Here is a 19,454-nt window from a genome sequence, read left to right on the forward strand (position 1 = left end):
ACTATTCGGGAGAGTAACAACAATGACAATGTTATCCCAGGCCGCTGAAAAGGCAGAGAAGCGGACTAACGCGCGATACTGGATTGTGGTGATGCTGTTTATCGTCACCTCCTTTAACTATGGTGATCGGGCAACACTGTCGATTGCCGGTTCAGAGATGGCAAAAGATATCGGCCTTGACCCTATCGGGATGGGTTATGTCTTTTCCGCCTTCTCATGGGCGTATGTTATCGGCCAGATCCCCGGCGGCTGGCTACTGGATCGTTTTGGATCCAAACGGGTTTATTTCTGGTCCATTTTTATCTGGTCGATGTTTACCCTGCTGCAGGGGTTTGTCGATATTTTCAGTGGCTTTGGCATTATTGTGGCGCTGTTTACCCTGCGCTTTCTGGTGGGGCTTGCCGAAGCGCCTTCCTTCCCGGGCAACAGCCGGATTGTGGCGGCCTGGTTCCCGGCCCAGGAGCGCGGTACGGCCGTCTCTATTTTTAACTCCGCCCAGTATTTTGCCACGGTGATTTTCGCCCCGATCATGGGCTGGCTGACCCACCAGGTGGGCTGGCACCATGTGTTTTTCTTTATGGGCGGGCTGGGGGTCATTATCAGCTTCGTCTGGCTGAAAGTTATCCACGAGCCGAACAACCACCCAGGGGTGAACAAACAAGAGCTGGAGTACATTGCCGAGGGCGGCGCGCTGATTAACATGGATCAGCCCGGCCAGAAGACGAAAGTGCCCTTCAGCGTGAAATGGGGCCAGATCACTCAGCTGCTGAAAAGCCGCATGATGATCGGGGTGTATCTCGGCCAGTATTGCATTAACGCGCTGACCTATTTCTTTATTACCTGGTTTCCGGTCTATCTGGTGCAGGAAAAGGGCATGTCCATCCTCAAGGCCGGGTTTGTGGCCTCGGTTCCGGCGGTGTGCGGCTTTGTGGGCGGTGTGCTGGGCGGGGTGATTTCCGACTGGTTAATGCGCCGCACCGGCTCGCTGAATATTGCCCGCAAGACACCGATTGTCGCCGGTATGTTGCTGTCGGTCAGCATGGTGTTCTGTAATTATGTTGAGTCTGAAATGCTGGTGGTGGGCTTTATGGCACTGGCGTTCTTCGGCAAGGGGATTGGCGCGCTGGGCTGGTGTGTGATGGCCGACACGGCGCCCAAAGAGATAAGCGGCCTGAGCGGCGGGCTGTTCAATATGTTCGGGAATATGTCCGGCATTATTACCCCGATTGCGATCGGCTACATTGTCGGGGTGAGTGGCTCGTTTAATGGCGCACTGATTTATGTGGGGATCCACGCACTGGTGGCGGTATTCAGCTACCTGATGCTGGTGGGCAATATCCAGCGTATTGAGCTGAAACCGGTTCAGCAAAGGGCGTGATATGAGCACTGAAACATCTCCGCTGATTACCCGGATGCAGGTGATCCCGGTGGCGGGCCGCGACAGCATGCTGCTGAATATTGGCGGTGCTCACGGGCCATTCTTTACCCGAAATCTGGTGGTACTGACCGATAACGCCGGACATACCGGTGTAGGGGAGGCCCCCGGCGGTGAGGTGATTTACCAGACCCTGGTCGATGCTATCCCCCGGGTGGAAGGCCAGCAAGTTGCGCGTATGAATCAGCTGATAGGGCAGGTGCACAGCGGTAACCAGCAGGCGGACTTTGACACCTTCGGGAAGGGAGCATGGACGTTTGAACTGCGGGTTAATGCGGTTGCCGCGCTGGAAGCGGCGCTGCTGGATCTGCTGGGCCAGACTCTGGGTGTACCGGTGTGTGAGCTACTTGGTCCCGGAAAACAACGGGATGCGGTTACCGTGCTGGGGTATCTGTTTTATATCGGCGACCGGCGTAAGACCGATTTACCCTACATTGAAGATGAAAGTGGTCACCCCTGGTATCACCTGCGCCACCAGCAGGCCATGACTTCAGAGGCGATTGTTGACCTGGCGGAGGCCGCCCGGGACCGTTACGGTTTTAAAGACTTTAAACTCAAAGGGGGTGTGCTGCCCGGCGAGCAGGAGCTGGAAGCCGCCTGTGCCCTGAAAAAACGCTTTCCGGATGCGAGGATAACCGTTGATCCTAACGGTGCCTGGCTGCTGGATGAAGCCATTGCGCTGTGCCGGGGCATGAACGACGTGCTGGCTTATGCAGAAGATCCCTGTGGGGCCGAACAGGGCTACTCTGGCCGGGAGGTGATGGCGGAGTTCCGGCGCGCCACCGGGCTTGCCGTTGCCACCAATATGATTGCCACCAACTGGCGGGAGATGGGCCACGCCATTATGCTCAATGCCATTGATATTCCGCTGGCGGATCCGCATTTCTGGACCCTCTCCGGCGCAGTGCGCGTTGCCCAGCTGTGCCACGACTGGGGGCTTACCTGGGGCTGCCACTCGAATAACCATTTTGATATCTCTCTGGCGATGTTTACCCATGTGGGGGCTGCGGCGCCAGGTAACCCGACCGCCATTGATACCCACTGGATCTGGCAGGAGGGGTCACAACGCCTGACCACCGAGCCGCTACGCATTCGCGACGGAAAAATCACCGTGCCTGATGCCCCGGGGCTGGGGGTGACCCTCGACTGGGAGCAGGTGCAGAAAGCTCACGAGCAGTATAAGGCGCTGGCGGGCGGTGCGCGTAATGATGCGCAGGCCATGCAGTATCTGGTTCCTGGCTGGCAGTTTGATCGTAAACGCCCGGCTCTGGGCCGTCACTTTCATTTTTAAGTAAACAAGGACACGAAGATGAGCACGTTTAATTCAACACCCGTAGTGACTGCCATGCAGGTTATCCCGGTTGCCGGCCACGACAGCATGCTGATGAACCTCAGCGGTGCCCACGCGCCGTTTTTTACCCGCAATATTGTGATTATCAAAGATAACTCTGGCCATACCGGCGTCGGGGAGATCCCCGGCGGTGAGAAGATTCGCCAGACTCTGGAAGATGCCATTCCCCTGGTGGTGGGCAAGACCCTGGGCGAGTACAAAAATATGCTCAATGGGGTCCGGGCCCGCTTTGCCGATCGCGACAGCGGCGGGCGCGGCCTGCAAACCTTTGACCTGCGCACCACCATCCATGTGGTGACCGGTATTGAGGCCGCCATGCTTGATCTGCTGGGCCAGCACCTGGGGGTGAATGTGGCCTCGCTACTGGGGGAAGGCCAGCAGCGCAGTGAAGTGGAGATGCTCGGCTACCTGTTCTTTATCGGCGATCGCACCAAAACCCCGCTGGCGTACCAGAGCCAGCCCGATGACAGCTGCGACTGGTATCGCATTCGCCATAATGAAGCCATGACCCCGGAATCCGTGGTGCGCCTGGCGGAAGCCGCCTATGACAAATACGGTTTTAACGATTTTAAACTCAAAGGCGGCGTGCTGAGCAGCGAGCAGGAAGCAGAAGCGGTAACGGCGCTGGCTAATGCGTTCCCGGATGCCCGGGTCACCCTGGATCCTAACGGCGCCTGGTCACTGGAAGAGGCTATCTGCGTAGGGAAACAGCTAAAAGGGGTGCTGGCCTATGCAGAAGATCCCTGTGGCGCAGAGCAGGGCTATTCCGGGCGGGAAGTGATGGCGGAATTCCGCCGCGCCACCGGGTTACCCACCGCCACCAATATGATTGCCACCGACTGGCGCCAGATGGGCCATACGCTGTCGCTGCAGTCGGTTGATATTCCGCTGGCGGATCCGCATTTCTGGACGATGCAGGGATCCGTTCGGGTGGCGCAGATGTGCCATGAGTTCGGGCTGACCTGGGGCTCTCACTCCAATAACCACTTTGATATTTCGCTGGCGATGTTTACCCATGTGGCCGCCGCCGCACCGGGCAATATTACCGCCATTGATACCCACTGGATCTGGCAGGAAGGCAACCAGCGCCTGACCAAAGCACCGCTGCAAATCAAAGGCGGGATGGTGCAGGTGCCGGATGTGCCGGGCCTTGGGGTCGAGCTGGATATGGATCGGGTTATGAAGGCCCACGAGCTTTATCAGAAGCACGGGCTTGGCGCACGCGATGATGCCATGGCAATGCAGTACCTGATCCCACAATGGACTTTCGATAACAAGCGCCCCTGCATGGTGCGCTAAGCGTTACTCGCTGTCATCCCCGGCCCGGGAGCGGTGCCGGGGGCCTGAAACCTGGCGATGGATAGTATATGAAGATAGTTATCGCACCAGATTCGTATAAAGAGAGCCTGAGCGCTCTGGACGTGGCGAATTGTATCGAGCAGGGCTTTCGCGCGATTTTCCCCGGGGCAGAATACATCAAACTGCCGGTGGCGGATGGCGGAGAAGGCACTGTCGAAGCGATGGTCGCCGCGACCAGCGGGCGACGTATTGACACGCACGTTACCGGGCCTCTGGGGGAGCCGGTCGCGGCGTTTTACGGCCTCAGCGGGGACGGAAGCAGCGCGATTATAGAAATGGCTGCCGCCAGTGGCCTGGAGCGGGTGCCGCCTGCCCGCCGTAATCCGCTGGTGACCACCTCCTGGGGGACCGGCGAGCTGATTCGCCAGGCACTGGATCAGGGGGTTGAGCATATTATTATCGGCATTGGCGGCAGTGCCACCAATGACGGCGGCGCCGGGATGCTTCAGGCTCTGGGCGCACAGTTACTGGACGCCTCCGGGCAGCAGATTGCTCCGGGGGGCGGGGCGCTGGCCACACTTGACCGTATCGATAACAGCCAGCTGGACTCGCGCCTGGCCCGGTGCCGGATTGACGTGGCCTGCGATGTGACCAACCCGTTAACCGGGCCGCAGGGGGCCTCGGCGGTGTTTGGCCCCCAGAAAGGTGCCGACAGCGCAATGATACGCCAGCTGGATGCGGCGCTGGCCCATTTTGCGGCCATTATCGCCCGGGATATGCATGTTGATGTGCTGAATCTGGCCGGTGGCGGTGCCGCAGGCGGAATGGGGGCGGCCTTGTTCGCGTTTTGCGGGGCGCAGCTGCGCCGGGGGATTGAGATTGTGACCGACGCACTGCATCTTGATCAGCTGGTGCGGGATGCAGATCTGGTGATTACCGGGGAAGGGCGCATGGACAGCCAGACCATTCACGGTAAGGTGCCCTGCGGTGTGGCGCGCATCGCCAAACGCTATCAGGTTCCGGTGGTGGGGATAGCCGGTAGTATGACACCGGATGTGGAAGTGGTTTATGACCACGGGATAGACGCGGTATTCAGCGTGCTGTACTCCGTCTGCACTCTGGATGAAGCCTTAAGCCAGGCGGCGGACAATGTGCGTATGGCGGCGCGGAATATTGCCGCCGGGCTGCGGGTGGGGATGAGCCTTTCCTGCAAAGCGGAGTAAAAAATACCCCGCCGCACAGTGCTGCCGTGCGGCGGGGTTTCTGAGTGTCAGTGATGGGCGGGAGATTCTGTGGTGTCTTGCTGGTCAATCGGTGCCAGATGGCTAATATCAACAACTTTTTCCGCCCGGGCTATATCGTAATCCATCTGCATACCCAGCCAGAGATGAGGGGCCCCGCCAATCACCGCCGCCAGTCTGATAGCCATTTCTGCGGAGATAGCCGACTGTTCATTAACCAGGCGAGCGAGCGTTGAAGGGGCAACATCCAGGCGCTTAGCCAGTTCACGGATACTCATGCCGCTCTCTTCCAGGGTTTCCGCGATTAATCCACCCGGGTGGGGAGGATTTTTCATCCGTCCGATCATCAGTGATAATCCTCATAATTTAAAATGTATGCGTTACCGTTTATAAACTCGAAAGTAATGCGATAGTTAGCTCTTACTGTCACCGCATACACCGCTTCCCGTTCTCCTTTCAGGCGATGGAGTTTAAAGCTCGGGAGATTTATTTCCTCTACCGTCCGTGCTCTGTGGATAACTGCCAGACGGTTAGATATTCTTTTAATATCGTGTTTATTAAAGTGTTTTTCATCGCCCCGCGTCCAGAGCATTTCCAGCCCTTTGTGTTTAAAATGCTTTATCATCCCACCACGCCCTCCCTGATTAATAATATAAGTCTATGTTGCGTGTAACGCAATGCGCAACACCTGGTGTTATGCTGTGGCGGGGTTTTTAACTCTTATTGATTTGTGGTTCAGAAATAGCGCCTGAGTGATTACGAGTGCGGGGGAAAGGTGCCGGAAAAGGGGCGACCTTTTCCGGCTGTCTGCAGATGCGGCGGCAACAGGCTGCCTTAGCTGAGGATTTTATGGGCCTCGCGGGCGACATTGTCCATCTCGTCCAGCAGCTCCAGCAGTTCGGGCTCCAGCTCTCCTGGTGGGACACCGTTACGCAGCTGCTGCTCCAGCAATTTACAGAGGTTTTTCATCCTCGGTACGCCGCTGTAGCCACAGCTGCCGTGCAGTTTATGGATAATATCAACCAGCCCTTGCGGATCTTCACCCACCAGTTGCTCCTCAACGGTGTTGCGCACCTCGGGGATAAAATCCAGCAGCATATGCAGCATATCCCGGGCCAGATCGGCCTTTCCCGCCGCCTGGCGCAGCGCCAGTGACCAGTCCAGCGTAACGCTGTGCTCCGGCTCTGTAATGGCGGGGGCTGCTGGCGCTAATAATGCGCCCGGCTCACTGTGCGCCTGCCGGGGGGCGGTGCTGAGCCCGGGCTGGTAGCGCAGCAGAAGGCTGTACAGCTTGTCCTCTTCAATGGGTTTTGCCAGATAGTCGTTCATGCCTGCATGTAACAGCTTCTCTTTCTGGCCCGCCATGGCGTGTGCGGTGACCGCCACAACCGGCGTTTGCTGCTGGTGCGGTAGCTGGCGGATCAGCTCACAGGCGCGGATACCGTCCATGTCCGGCATCTGGATATCCATCAGGATCACGTCGAGCTTCATCTGACGGGCGCACTCTATCGCCTGGCGGCCGCTATTACACAGCACCACATGCTGCACGATATCTTCCAGCAGCGCGCCGATAAGTTTCAGGTTTGCCGGGTTATCATCAACCGCCATAACCACCAGCGGCAGCTTGTCGTGGACCACCCGGGGGAGCGCCTCTGCCTCCGGCGAGGCCGTATTGCAGTGATCCAGCAGCAACGGCATCAGGCGGGTTGAGGTGAGCGGCTTGCTGATACAGGCTTTGGCTCCGGCGTTGATCAGATGCTCTGCTTCCACCTGGGCCTGGCAGGGCAGCCCGAGGATCAGGCAGTCTGACATGCTGGCGGCTTTAGCCAGGCGTTCATTCTGCATCGTGATCGGGGTGCGGAAGGTCACCGGAAAGCCAATCAGCAAAATATCGTAATGCTCCGGCTCAAGGGCGGTGAACGTGGGGCTGTAGATAACCTGCAGCGGCGTGGCGCCGAGCATATCCAGTGTGGCCTGGGCGGCGGCTTCGTTGGCTTCCACGTAGGCGAGGCGCTTGCCCGCCAGTGAATCCAGGGCGTGGCTGTCGCTTATCACATTGGCGTTGAGATCAAGATTGATGTGGAACCAGAACGTCGAACCGCGATTAGGCTGGCTGTGGAAGGTGATATCACCGCCCATTTCATTGACCAGACGCTGGGTGATAACCAGCCCAAGCCCCGTGCCGCCGTGGCGGCGGGAGATACTGGTATCCGCCTGGCGGAATGCCTGGAATAACCGGGACTGATCGCGCTCAGGAATACCAATACCGGTATCGGTGATGCGGATCTCCAGCTGCACTTTGTTATTGCCGATGGAGCGCTTTTCTACCAGTACGTCAATATTGCCGCTTTCGGTAAATTTAATCGCGTTGCCGACCAGGTTGGTCATAATTTGCTGCAGGCGCAGAGGATCGCCAATCACATTATCCGGCACATCATTTTTGATGTTCAGGGTCAGTTCCAGGCTCTTATCATGGGCCGCATGTGCCAGCAGGGAGATCACCTCATCCATGGCGTTACGCAGCTGGAAAGGAATGCTTTCGAGCATTAATTTCCCGGCCTCCAGTTTGGAGAAGTCCAGCACGTCATTGATGATAGCCAGCAGATTATTTGCCGAGCGCTCAATGGTATGCAGGTGATCCCGCTGGGTGGAGGTTAAGGTGGTTTTGAGTGTCAGGCGGGTAAAGCCAATCACGCCGTTTAACGGGGTGCGCAGCTCGTGAGACATATTGGCCAGAAACTCAGACTTGATCCGCGCGGCCTCCTGGGCGCGTTTTTTCGCCAGGTCCAGCTCCACGTTCTGGATCTCCATCTGTTCGAGGGTTTCGCGCAAATCGGAGGTGGCCTGGTCGATATTGTGCTGCATCTCTTCGTGGTAGGCGGTAAGGGACATGGCCATGGAGTTGATGCCGTTTTTCAGCATATCCAGCTCCCCGAGCATAAAACCTTCTACCCGGCTGTCCAGCTGGCCCCGGCGGATACGGTCAACGGTGTTGACCATGTTGCGAATCGGGCTGGTGACATCACGCATCAGCCGCCAGGAGAAGATCATCGAAATGCTCACGCACAGCAGCAGCAACACACTGGCGGTAAAAATCTCACGGTACTGGCGCAGACGCACAGACTGTAAATCCAGCTCCAGGGCCACGTATCCCAGGGGATTGCCTGCGGCTTTGGCCTCGGTCACTTCTGACTCATCCGGGGAGTAATACTCAGAAATAATCGGCGTGCGCATGATCAGCATATCCCCATAGCGGCGCACTTCCAGATCCGGGGGAATGGGCTCACCGGGGGGTAACTGCAGGCGCTTTGAGTCCAGCTGGGCATTGGAGGTGACAAATAACCGGCTGTTTTCGTCATACACCGAAATTGCCCGCACAATACCGGAGTGGCGGCGGTGCAGCACGCTGACTAACTGGCGAATCGATTCCCGGTTATGGAGGTTCATTCCATATTCGCTGGAGACGGCCAGCGGTTCGATAATATTCGCACCCGCGTCTTCCAGCTGACGTTGCAAGTCGTTATAGCGGTGAATCACAAAGAATAAACTGAGCAGCAGACCGATCAGTACGGTAGGTGCCAGAATCAAAATCATCATACGTGCCCGCAGGCTGTAGTTGGTCATGAGGTTCCAGGTATGGGACAATCAGAGAACTGAACGTTGAGAACGATATTTTAATGGCGCAATTCTACTCTGCAAAACGGCGTGTGACGACACGTCAGATCATAACTGTGACGGTAAACAGCCTTGATTCTTTTGGCCAGGGGGTCGCAAAGCACAACGGTAAAACGGTTTTTATTCCCGGCGCACTTCCTGGCGAGCAGGTGGAAGCGCGGCTGGAGGAGGATAAACGCCACTTTGCCAGTGCCCGGGTGACCCGGCGGCTGAACGACAGCCCCCAGCGAGTGGCCCCCCGTTGCCCCCATTTTGGTGTTTGCGGCGGCTGCCAGCAACAGCACGTCAGTGAAACGCTTCAGCAACAGAGCAAGGCCCAGGCACTCTCCCGGATGATGAAGCAGGAAGTGACGGATATTATCAGTGGGCCTGCGTGGGGGTATCGCCGCCGGGCAAGGCTGGGGCTGAATGTGGCTCCCCGCAGCCAGGCGCTGCACATGGGCTTTCGCAAAGCGGGCAGTAATGATCTGGTTGATATTCACCAGTGCCCCGTTTTGGTGCCCCAGCTTGAGGCATTACTGGCGCCGCTGCGTGAGTGCCTCTCCGGGTTACAGTCGGTGCGCCGCCTGGGCCACGCGGAGCTGGTGATGGCGGATAACGGCCCGCTGATGGTTTTGCGCCATCTTTCGCCGCTGCCGGATGCGGATCTGCAAAAACTGGAACAGTTTTCGCATTCGCACCAGCTGGCGCTGTTTCTGGCCCCGGACAGTGAGATACTGTCCCGGGTATGTGGTGATTCCCCCTGGTATGAGTCAGACGGGCTACGCTTATCATTCAGCCCGCGGGATTTTATTCAGGTCAACGGGCAGGTCAACCAGCAGATGGTGGCCCGGGCACTGGCGTGGCTGGATATCCAGCCTGCGGACCGGGTGCTGGATCTGTTCTGCGGCATGGGGAATTTTACCCTGCCGCTGGCCCGCCGGGCTGCCAGCGTGGTCGGGGTGGAAGGGGTTGCGGCACTGGTGGCAAAAGGTGAAGATAATGCCGCAGCTAATGCCCTGAAAAACGTCACATTCTTCCATGCTAATCTGGAGGAGGATGTCACCCGCCAGCCCTGGGCTGGTCGGGGATTTACCAAAATTTTGCTGGATCCCGCGCGTGCCGGCGCCGCCGGGGTCATGCAGCACATTATTACGCTGGCCCCTGAGAAGGTGGTCTACGTCTCCTGCAATCCGAGCACCCTGGCAAGGGACAGCGAACAACTGCGGGCGGCCGGATACCACGTAGCGCAACTGGCGATGCTGGACATGTTCCCGCATACCGGGCATCTGGAATCGATGGCGCTATTTGAACGGGGTTAACTATTTTAGCTTTGCCAGTCTGGCTGGCGTCAGGTCCGGGGAGGGAGAGGACAATGGTTGCGGTAAGAAGTGCACATCTGAATACAGTTGGTGAGTTTGACCTGGATAACTGGGTCAAAAGTTTACATATTGCCAACCAGCAATCGTGCGACATTCTGGCCGAGACCTGGCGTTATTGTCAGAAGCAGGTTGCCGGGCATGGTGATGCGGATCTGCTGCTGTGGCGCGGCGTGGAAATGGTGGAGATCCTCTCCACCCTGAGTATGGATCTCGACACGCTGCGGGCGGCGCTGCTGTTCCCGCTGGTGGATGCCAGAGTGGTGGAAGAGGAGATCCTGCAGGAGTCGGTGGGTAAATCCGTGGTGCAGCTGATCCACGGGGTGCGGGATATGGCCGCCATCCGCCAGCTGAAGGCGACCCATACGGATGCGGTCTCCTCCGAACAGGTCGACAACGTGCGGCGCATGCTGCTGGCCATGGTCGACGACTTCCGCTGCGTGGTGATCAAACTTGCCGAGCGTATCGCCCACCTGCGGGAGGTGAAAGACGCCAGCGAAGATGAACGGGTGCTGGCGGCCAAAGAGTGCACCAACATCTACGCCCCGCTGGCAAACCGGCTGGGTATCGGCCAGCTGAAATGGGAGCTGGAAGACTACTGCTTCCGTTACCTGCACCCGGAAGAGTACAAACGTATTGCGAAGCTGCTCCACGAGCGGCGGATTGACCGTGAGCACTATATTGCGGATTTTGTCGCCCAGCTGCGTTTATCCATCAAGGAAGAGGGGGTAAAAGCGGAGGTTTACGGGCGGCCGAAACATATCTACAGCATCTGGCGCAAAATGCAGAAAAAACACCTCGCCTTCGATGAGCTGTTTGATGTGCGCGCGGTGCGGATTGTGGCCGAGCGCCTGCAGGATTGCTACGCGGCGCTGGGGATAGTCCACACCCACTTCCGCCACCTGCCGGACGAGTTCGACGACTATGTGGCAAACCCGAAACCCAACGGCTACCAGTCTATCCATACGGTGGTGCTGGGGCCGGGGGGGAAAACCGTTGAAATCCAGATCCGTACCCGCCAGATGCATGAAGATGCGGAGCTTGGGGTTGCCGCCCACTGGAAATACAAAGAGGGCACGGCCGCCGGGCCGCGCACCGGCTATGAAGACCGGATAGCCTGGCTGCGCAAGCTGATTGCCTGGCAGGAAGAAATGGCCGACTCCGGCGAAATGCTCGACGAGGTGCGCAGCCAGGTGTTCGACGATCGGGTGTATGTCTTTACCCCGAAAGGCGACGTTGTCGACCTGCCTGCGGGCTCCACACCGCTGGATTTTGCCTACCATATCCACAGTGATGTGGGGCACCGCTGCATTGGCGCCAAAATAAGCGGGCGTATCGTTCCCTTCACCTACCAGCTACAGATGGGGGATCAGATTGAAATTATCACCCAGAAGCAGCCGAACCCGAGCCGCGACTGGCTGAATCCGAACCTTGGCTATGTGACCACCAGCCGCGGGCGCTCGAAAATTCACGCCTGGTTCCGTAAACAGGATCGGGATAAAAATATTCTCGCCGGTCGCCAGATTCTGGATGATGAGCTGGCCCAGCTGGGGATCAGCCTGAAAGAGGCGGAAAAATACCTGCTGCCGCGCTATAACTTTAACGAGCTTGATGAGCTGCTGGCGGCGATTGGCGGCGGGGATATCCGCATCAACCAGATGGTGAACTTCCTGCAGGCGCGGTTTAACAAACCCAGCGCCGCCGAGCAGGATGCCCAGGCGCTGGAGCAGCTTAAACAAAAAGCCTATGCGCCGCCGGTACAAAACCGCAGCAAAGACAATGGCCGGGTCGTGGTGGAAGGGGTCGGTAACCTGATGCACCATATTGCCCGCTGCTGCCAGCCGATTCCCGGGGATGAGATAGTAGGCTTTATCACCCAGGGGCGCGGGATCTCTATCCACCGGGCGGACTGCGACCAGCTCGCGGAGCTGCGTAATGTGGCGCCGGAGCGGATTGTCGATGCCGTATGGGGGGAGACCTACTCCGCGGGCTATTCCCTGGTGGTGCGGGTTACCGCCAACGATCGCAGCGGCCTGCTGCGCGATATCACCACCATTCTGGCGAATGAGAAAGTCAACGTGCTGGGGGTTACCAGCCGCAGCGATACGAAGCAGCAGCTGGCCACCATCGACATGAATATTGAGATCTATAACCTTCAGGTGCTGGGCCGGGTGCTGGGTAAACTTAACCAGGTGCCGGATATTATTGAAGCCCGCCGCCTGCACGGCTGAATGCTATACACTGCCGGGGCCTGCGGGCTCCCGGCATTTTTTTACTGATGCTTTAACCAGAACTATGATGAATCAGACTGACCGACTGCTTGGCATTATGCGCCGCCTGCGCGATCCGCAAACCGGCTGCCCGTGGGACAAAGAACAGACCTACCACTCTATTGCCCCCTATACACTGGAAGAGACTTACGAAGTGCTGGATGCCATCGCCCGGGAGGATTTTGACGACCTGCGCGCGGAACTGGGCGATCTGCTGTTTCAGGTGGTTTTTTATGCCCGGATGGCCGAAGAGGACGGGCGTTTTAATTTTGACGATATCTGCGCGACCATCAGCGATAAGCTGGAGCGCCGCCACCCCCATGTCTTTGGCGGGGAGGCAGCCCGGGACAGCGACACGGTGCTGGCCCGCTGGGAGAGCATTAAAACCGGCGAACGGGCGGAAAAGGCCCAGTATTCCGCGCTGGATGATATTCCGCTCACCTTACCGGCCCTGATGCGCGCCTGGAAGATCCAGAAACGCGTGGCGGCCGTGGGGTTTGACTGGGACTCTCTGGGCCCGGTACTGGAAAAAGTGCACGAAGAAATTGACGAAGTGATGCACGAGGCGCAACAGGCGGTAGTCGATCCTGCAAAGCTCGAAGAAGAGATTGGCGATCTGCTGTTTGCCACGGTGAATTTGTCGCGCCATCTGGGCTGTAAAGCGGAAACGGCACTGCAAAAAGCGAACCTTAAATTCGAGCGGCGTTTTCGCGAGGTGGAGCGCATTATCGCCCGCCAGGGGCTGACAATGCCGCAAGCGACCCTGGAACAGATGGAAAATGCCTGGCAGCAGGTTAAACGCCAGGAACATGATATTTAAACAGTTTTTCCGTAAAATGGCCGCCAGGGACATTTGTATTTAACAAGTGATTGATTTGTGTCAAAAACTTTTCCCGGCGAACCGCTATTTTCCCCCCTCCGGGGCCGGGCTGGCAGCGGAGATAAGATGAATGTCTGGTGGGCTTCGGGCGGGAAAGGGGCGTTAAGCCGTAAGAATTGTGATGATCTTATTACCATAATTGCTTTTCGCGCCGGGCAGTTGCACGATTTTCAGCCCCCTGATGGAGAGCAGAACGCGAAGGAAAGTTTGTGGCACTGACCCTGTTCGGGTATACTACTTTCCCGTCCTGGTTATTCCATCGTCTTTTAAACCTAACTTCTCAGGTTCAGCATGACAACGAACTATATTTTTGTGACCGGCGGGGTCGTTTCCTCTCTGGGTAAAGGCATTGCCGCAGCCTCCCTCGCAGCTATTCTCGAAGCCCGTGGCCTCAACGTAACTATGATGAAACTGGATCCGTATATTAACGTCGATCCAGGCACCATGAGCCCTATTCAACATGGGGAAGTGTTCGTTACTGAAGACGGCGCTGAAACCGACCTGGACCTGGGTCACTACGAGCGTTTTATCCGCACCCGGATGACGCGTCGTAACAACTTTACCACTGGCCGTATTTACTCTGATGTTCTGCGTAAAGAGCGTCGTGGTGACTACCTGGGCGCCACGGTACAGGTTATTCCGCATATCACTAACGCCATCAAAGAGCGCGTTATTGCCGGTGGCGAAGGCCACGACGTGGTGCTGGTGGAAATCGGCGGCACCGTCGGGGACATCGAATCCCTGCCGTTCCTCGAAGCCATTCGCCAGCTGGCGGTAGAAGTGGGCCGTGAACACACCATGTTCATGCACCTGACCCTGGTGCCGTATCTGGCCGCTTCCGGTGAAGTGAAAACTAAACCGACCCAGCACTCGGTGAAAGAATTACTCTCTATCGGTATTCAGCCGGATATCCTGATTTGCCGTTCAGATCGCGCCGTACCGGCCAACGAACGCGCCAAGATCGCGCTGTTTTGTAACGTGCCTGAGAAGGCCGTTATCTCGATGAAAGATGTCGATTCCATATATAAAATCCCTGCACTGTTGAAATCACAGGGCCTTGACGATTATATTTGTAAACGATTCAGCATCGACTGCCCGGAAGCGGACCTCTCCGAATGGGAACAGGTTATCTACGAAGAAGCTAACCCGGCAGGCGAAGTGACTATCGGGATGGTCGGTAAGTACATTGAACTGCCGGATGCCTATAAGTCCGTGATTGAAGCGCTGAAACACGCAGGCCTGAAAAACCGCGTGACAGTGAACATCAAGCTGATTGATTCCCAGGACGTGGAAACCCGCGGCGTGGAAATCCTCAAAGGTCTGGATGCTATCCTGATCCCGGGCGGCTTCGGTTACCGCGGTGTTGAAGGCAAGATTGCCACTGCGCGCTATGCCCGTGAAAATAATATTCCGTATCTGGGCATTTGCCTGGGTATGCAGGTCGCGCTGATTGAGTTCGCCCGTAACGTTGTGGGTATGGAAAATGCGAACTCTACGGAATTTGTGCCAGACTGTAAGTACCCGGTTGTGGCCCTGATTACCGAATGGCGTGACGAAGAAGGCAATGTTGAGACCCGTTCTGAGAAGAGCGATCTCGGTGGCACAATGCGTCTGGGTGCGCAGCAGTGCCAGCTGTCTGACGACAGCCTGGTGCGTAAGATGTATAACGCCCCGGTGATTACTGAACGTCACCGCCACCGTTATGAAGTCAACAATATGTTGCTGAAACCGATTGAAGCTGCCGGTTTGCGTGTTGCCGGTCGTTCCGGGGATGATCAGTTGGTCGAGATCATCGAAGTGCCAAACCACCCGTGGTTTGTGGCATGCCAGTTCCACCCGGAATTTACTTCTACACCGCGTGATGGTCACCCGCTGTTTTCCGGCTTTGTGAAGGCCGCCAGCGAATACCAGAAACGCCAGGCGAAGTAAAAAAAGTTAGCACTGCAACGCCCCTTTTTGGGGCGTTGTTTGTCAGGAAGTTTTTAGTTTAACTAGTGACTTGAGGAAAACCTAATGTCCAAAATCGTTAAAATCATCGGTCGTGAAATCATCGATTCCCGTGGTAACCCGACTGTTGAAGCCGAAGTACATCTGGAAGGTGGTTTTGTCGGTATGGCTGCTGCCCCGTCAGGTGCTTCTACTGGTTCCCGCGAAGCGCTGGAACTGCGCGATGGCGACAAATCCCGCTTCCTGGGCAAAGGCGTAACCAAAGCCGTTGCCGCAGTAAACGGCCCGATTGCTCAGGCTCTGCTTGGCAAAGACGCCAAAGACCAGGCTGGCATCGACAAAATCATGATCGATCTGGACGGTACTGAAAACAAATCTAAATTCGGTGCTAACGCTATCCTGGCTGTGTCTCTGGCTAACGCCAAAGCCGCTGCTGCTTCCAAAGGTCAGCCGCTGTTTGAACATATCGCTGAACTGAACGGCACCCCGGGTAAATACTCCATGCCAGTACCGATGATGAACATCATCAACGGTGGTGAGCACGCTGATAACAACGTTGATATCCAGGAATTCATGATTCAGCCGGTTGGCGCGCCGACCCTGAAAGAAGCAGTACGCATGGGTTCTGAAGTATTCCATCACCTGGCAAAAGTGCTGAAAGCGAAAGGCATGAACACCGCTGTTGGTGACGAAGGCGGCTACGCGCCGAACCTGGGTTCTAACGCTGAAGCTCTGGCTGTTATTGCTGAAGCGGTTAAAGCAGCAGGCTACGAACTGGGTAAAGACATCACCCTGGCGATGGACTGTGCCGCATCTGAATTCTACAAAGACGGCAAATACGTACTGGCCGGCGAAGGCAACAAAGCCTTCACTTCTGAAGAGTTCACCCACTTCCTGGAAGACCTGACCAAACAGTACCCGATCGTGTCTATCGAAGACGGTCTGGACGAATCTGACTGGGACGGTTTTGCTTACCAGACCAAAGTACTGGGCGACAAAATCCAGCTGGTTGGTGACGACCTGTTCGTAACCAACACCAAGATCCTGAAAGAAGGTATCGAAAAAGGCATCGCGAACTCCATTCTGATCAAATTCAACCAGATCGGTTCTCTGACCGAAACGCTGGCTGCTATCAAAATGGCGAAAGACGCAGGCTACACCGCTATTATCTCTCACCGTTCTGGTGAAACTGAAGATGCAACCATCGCTGACCTGGCGGTAGGTACTGCAGCAGGCCAGATCAAAACCGGTTCTATGAGCCGTTCTGACCGTGTGGCTAAATACAACCAGCTGATTCGTATCGAAGAAGCTCTGGGCGCCCGCGCACCGTTCAACGGTCGTAAAGAGATCAAAGGCCAGGCATAATTTCCGGGTCCTGACATAGAAATACTAAAATGCCAGTCTTCTGACTGGCATTTTTTTAACTATATATCTGGCAGTAAATTCATGTTGTCTTCAGGCTATCTGACTGCAGCATAGATTATCTCAGGAATTGAAGATAATGTTACATCAGATGAGGCTACGGCTTTCTGGTTATAATATACCGGGAAGCAAGATACTTTTTTTATTGGTGATATTTATTATATGCCCGTTTGTTTATGGCGGGGATCATAAACCTGTAGATGTTTCAATTGGTGTATTTGCTGATCGTGGTGTTGATGAAGCGAAGTCTCGTTGGCAACCTACTATTCGCTGGTTGAATAAGCAGATACCAGAATTCAGGTTTCATCTTATTGCTCTGGAGCTGGAAGCATTACAGGCCGAAGTTAGCGCTCAGCGGCTACAGTTTATTATTATTAACCCTTCTGAAAGCATTCGCCTGGGTCGGTTGTTCCCGTTGTCATGGATTGCGACATTGATTAGCCCATTAAAGGGGGGGACGTCAGAGGCAACGGGTTCTGTATTATGGGTCCGTAGTGATGCCCCTTATCAGAGAGTAAATGAATTGTCTGGAAAATCCATTGGTACTGTTAATCGCCAGGCGTTTGGTGGCTTTATGGCCATGGCGCATGAGGTATTAGCCCCTGAGTTCCCGGTTGAGTTACTCTCAGAGGTAAAAGAGATCGGATACCCTCATGAAAAAGTAGTAAGAGCTTTACAGGAAAAACGAATAGAAGCAGCGATCTTACCTGTCTGCCTAGTGGAGTCGATGATTGAGAATAAACAACTAGAACCTGCATCATTACGGGCACTAGGTAATAGAGCTCCCGCTGGCTTTCAATGCCAGGTGAGTACCCGACTTTACCCTAACTGGGGTTTTGCCATGACGGGGAATGCGGATCGGCAGTTGGCAAAAAAAATAGTACAACATTTGCTGGCTATGCAGGGAAATAGTCCTGAAGCCAAAGCGGCTCAATCACTGGGCTGGACGGTTCCGGAGAATCAGGTAGAGCTTGATAGATTATTTAAAGACTTAGGGCTTCATCCGCTACAGCGCCCCTGGTGGCAGCAAGTCAAATTATGGCTGGTACAACATTATTATATTTTATTGATAGCTATTATTCTGTTAACTGTATTGCCTGTCCAGTATATGCTGCTGAGTTTCCGATTTCGTTGTAATAATATAAAATTACGGCAGATGCAGGATAGCTTACAGCAAATTCAGCGTCAGTCTCTGGTTGATAAATTGGGCTCTAGTCTGGCTCATGAACTAAATCAACCGTTATCCGCTATCCGTTTATATGCTGAAGGCGAATTATCCCGACAAAAAAAAGGTAATAGTCAAACAAATATAGAGATACTACTAACAAAAATTCGTGATCAAGTTGTACGGATTGATGATTTAGTAAAACGGCTGCGAAAGATAATGAGAAAAGAGCCGACTAGTAAAGGGTGGTTTGATTTATCGCAGTTACTGCAAGAAACCTGTACATTGGTGAGTTTATATGCAGAGCGTTTTAAAGTTGATATCAGGATACAAAATATACCTCAGACATTACCTTTTTTTGGTGACCGAACCGGCCTTGAGCAACTGATAGTAAACTTACTGACTAATGCGATTGATGCATCAGCCGGGGCGGGGAATCACTTGGTATTTATTAATATTACACAAACAAAAATGGCCATCACCCTCTGCATTCAAGACCAGGGGGATGGACTGTGTGCATCACAGGCAGAATTAATGGTTCCTTTTGTTACCAGTAAGGTCAATGGCGTAGGGTTGGGGCTGACTGTCTGTCGGGATGTTGTTGAAGCCCATCAGGGAACATTTTGTCTTAAAAATTGTTCAAATAATGGAGTTGAGGCGATAGTTTGTTTTCCCTTGATAGAGGAAGATTCACATGCAGCGTAGTCCCTTATATCTGGTTGATGACGATGCAAGCGTGTTGGATGCATTGTGTTTTATGTTGGAGGGAGAAGGGTATCAGCCACTTTGTTTTTCTGGTGCAGAGGAATTTTTGTTATTTATGAAGCAACACCCGCCACTGATGGCTAATGATGGCTGTCTGGTGCTGGACTGGCGTATGCCTGAAATGAGTGGACAGGAATTACAAATTATATTGAATCAGGCTAACAGCCCTCTGGCGGTTATATTTCTTACTGCTCATGGTGATGTTCCTATGGCTGTAGAATCTCTCAAGCGTGGCGCTGTAGATTTTTTGCAAAAACCCGTTGATAGCACCTCGCTGCTACAGGCTATAAAACTTGGACAGGAGAGGTCACTAAGTGAGTTATTGCTGAGAAAGCAGTTGCAGGCTTATGAGAAGCTAACTTGTAGAGAGAGGGATATATTACGGCTATTATTTACAGGTAAAACAAATAACCAGGTTGCTGAACAGTGTCATATTGCTGTAAGAACGGTAGAAGTCCATCGTGCTAATATTATGCAACACCTGGAGGTTAGTTCGACGGCAGAGATGATTCGGCACTATGCCGCTATTGAACATTACCTTTACCTGGCTGCCCCTGCACCAGTACGTATCCGGCGTAAAAAAATATCAGGGAAATAGCTGCACTAACTGATCACCTGATCGTGCTCAATTAGTTGGTTTATACAT

14 protein-coding genes are annotated in these 19,454 nt (G+C 54.9%); 11 read left to right on the top strand and 3 right to left on the bottom strand.

The features are described from left to right. Window positions 1-22 precede the first annotated feature (22 nt). The 4 genes from EBL_RS03990 (at window position 23) to EBL_RS04005 (ending at window position 5,308) form a co-directional block, all read left to right on the top strand. Window positions 23-1,378 (top strand): MFS transporter, encoded by a 1,356-nt coding sequence (locus tag EBL_RS03990; protein WP_002442392.1) that lies wholly within the window; start codon window positions 23-25, stop codon window positions 1,376-1,378. Between the two features lies 1 nt (window position 1,379). Next, on the top strand, window positions 1,380-2,726 hold the full coding sequence (locus EBL_RS03995; RefSeq protein WP_002442395.1) for an enolase C-terminal domain-like protein: 1,347 nt from the start codon (window positions 1,380-1,382) through the stop codon (window positions 2,724-2,726). A gap of 18 nt (window positions 2,727-2,744) precedes the next feature. Then, window positions 2,745-4,085 (top strand): glucarate dehydratase, encoded by a 1,341-nt coding sequence (gene gudD / locus EBL_RS04000; RefSeq protein WP_002442397.1) that lies wholly within the window; start codon window positions 2,745-2,747, stop codon window positions 4,083-4,085. Between the two features lie 68 nt (window positions 4,086-4,153). Next, complete coding sequence (locus EBL_RS04005; RefSeq protein WP_002442399.1) at window positions 4,154-5,308, top strand: glycerate kinase; 1,155 nt, start codon at window positions 4,154-4,156, stop codon at window positions 5,306-5,308. A 47-nt stretch (window positions 5,309-5,355) separates the two neighbouring features. Here the strand turns inward: EBL_RS04005 and EBL_RS04010 are convergent, their stop codons facing one another. The 3 genes from EBL_RS04010 to barA form a co-directional block, all read right to left on the bottom strand. Continuing rightward, a complete protein-coding gene (locus tag EBL_RS04010) occupies window positions 5,356-5,661 on the bottom strand; it encodes a HigA family addiction module antitoxin (protein WP_034920402.1) in 306 nt (101 codons plus the stop codon). An 11-nt stretch (window positions 5,662-5,672) separates the two neighbouring features. Beyond that, window positions 5,673-5,951: a type II toxin-antitoxin system RelE/ParE family toxin gene (locus EBL_RS04015; RefSeq protein WP_002442404.1), complete on the bottom strand. Its 279-nt coding sequence runs from the start codon at window positions 5,949-5,951 to the stop codon at window positions 5,673-5,675. A gap of 209 nt (window positions 5,952-6,160) precedes the next feature. Then, complete coding sequence (barA, locus tag EBL_RS04020) at window positions 6,161-8,950, bottom strand: two-component sensor histidine kinase BarA (RefSeq protein ID WP_002442406.1); 2,790 nt, start codon at window positions 8,948-8,950, stop codon at window positions 6,161-6,163. A 53-nt stretch (window positions 8,951-9,003) separates the two neighbouring features. Here barA and rlmD point away from each other — a divergent pair, with 53 nt between their 5' ends. The 7 genes from rlmD (at window position 9,004) to EBL_RS04055 (ending at window position 19,406) form a co-directional block, all read left to right on the top strand. Beyond that, window positions 9,004-10,302, top strand: a complete 1,299-nt coding sequence (rlmD, locus tag EBL_RS04025; RefSeq protein ID WP_002442409.1) for a 23S rRNA (uracil(1939)-C(5))-methyltransferase RlmD — start codon at window positions 9,004-9,006, stop codon at window positions 10,300-10,302. A gap of 53 nt (window positions 10,303-10,355) precedes the next feature. After that, window positions 10,356-12,590 carry a GTP diphosphokinase gene (gene relA / locus EBL_RS04030; protein WP_002442412.1) on the top strand — a complete coding sequence of 745 codons (2,235 nt, stop codon included), beginning with the start codon at window positions 10,356-10,358 and terminating at the stop codon, window positions 12,588-12,590. Window positions 12,591-12,657: 67 nt separating this feature from the next. Further along, window positions 12,658-13,449: a nucleoside triphosphate pyrophosphohydrolase gene (mazG, locus tag EBL_RS04035; RefSeq protein ID WP_002442414.1), complete on the top strand. Its 792-nt coding sequence runs from the start codon at window positions 12,658-12,660 to the stop codon at window positions 13,447-13,449. A gap of 351 nt (window positions 13,450-13,800) precedes the next feature. Beyond that, entirely contained in the window at window positions 13,801-15,438 is a 1,638-nt protein-coding gene (pyrG, locus tag EBL_RS04040; RefSeq protein ID WP_002442416.1) for a glutamine hydrolyzing CTP synthase, read from the top strand. 84 nt (window positions 15,439-15,522) lie between these two features. Continuing rightward, on the top strand, window positions 15,523-16,821 hold the full coding sequence (gene eno, locus EBL_RS04045) for a phosphopyruvate hydratase (RefSeq protein WP_002442418.1): 1,299 nt from the start codon (window positions 15,523-15,525) through the stop codon (window positions 16,819-16,821). A gap of 136 nt (window positions 16,822-16,957) precedes the next feature. Next, window positions 16,958-18,748: a sensor histidine kinase gene (locus EBL_RS04050; RefSeq protein WP_002442421.1), complete on the top strand. Its 1,791-nt coding sequence runs from the start codon at window positions 16,958-16,960 to the stop codon at window positions 18,746-18,748. Next, window positions 18,738-19,406: a response regulator transcription factor gene (locus EBL_RS04055; protein ID WP_002442423.1), complete on the top strand. Its 669-nt coding sequence runs from the start codon at window positions 18,738-18,740 to the stop codon at window positions 19,404-19,406. Before EBL_RS04050 ends, EBL_RS04055 begins: the two co-directional genes overlap by 11 nt. Window positions 19,407-19,454 lie beyond the last annotated feature (48 nt).

It is taken from the genome of Shimwellia blattae DSM 4481 = NBRC 105725 (genome assembly GCF_000262305.1).
GTDB classification, from domain to species: domain Bacteria; phylum Pseudomonadota; class Gammaproteobacteria; order Enterobacterales; family Enterobacteriaceae; genus Shimwellia; species Shimwellia blattae.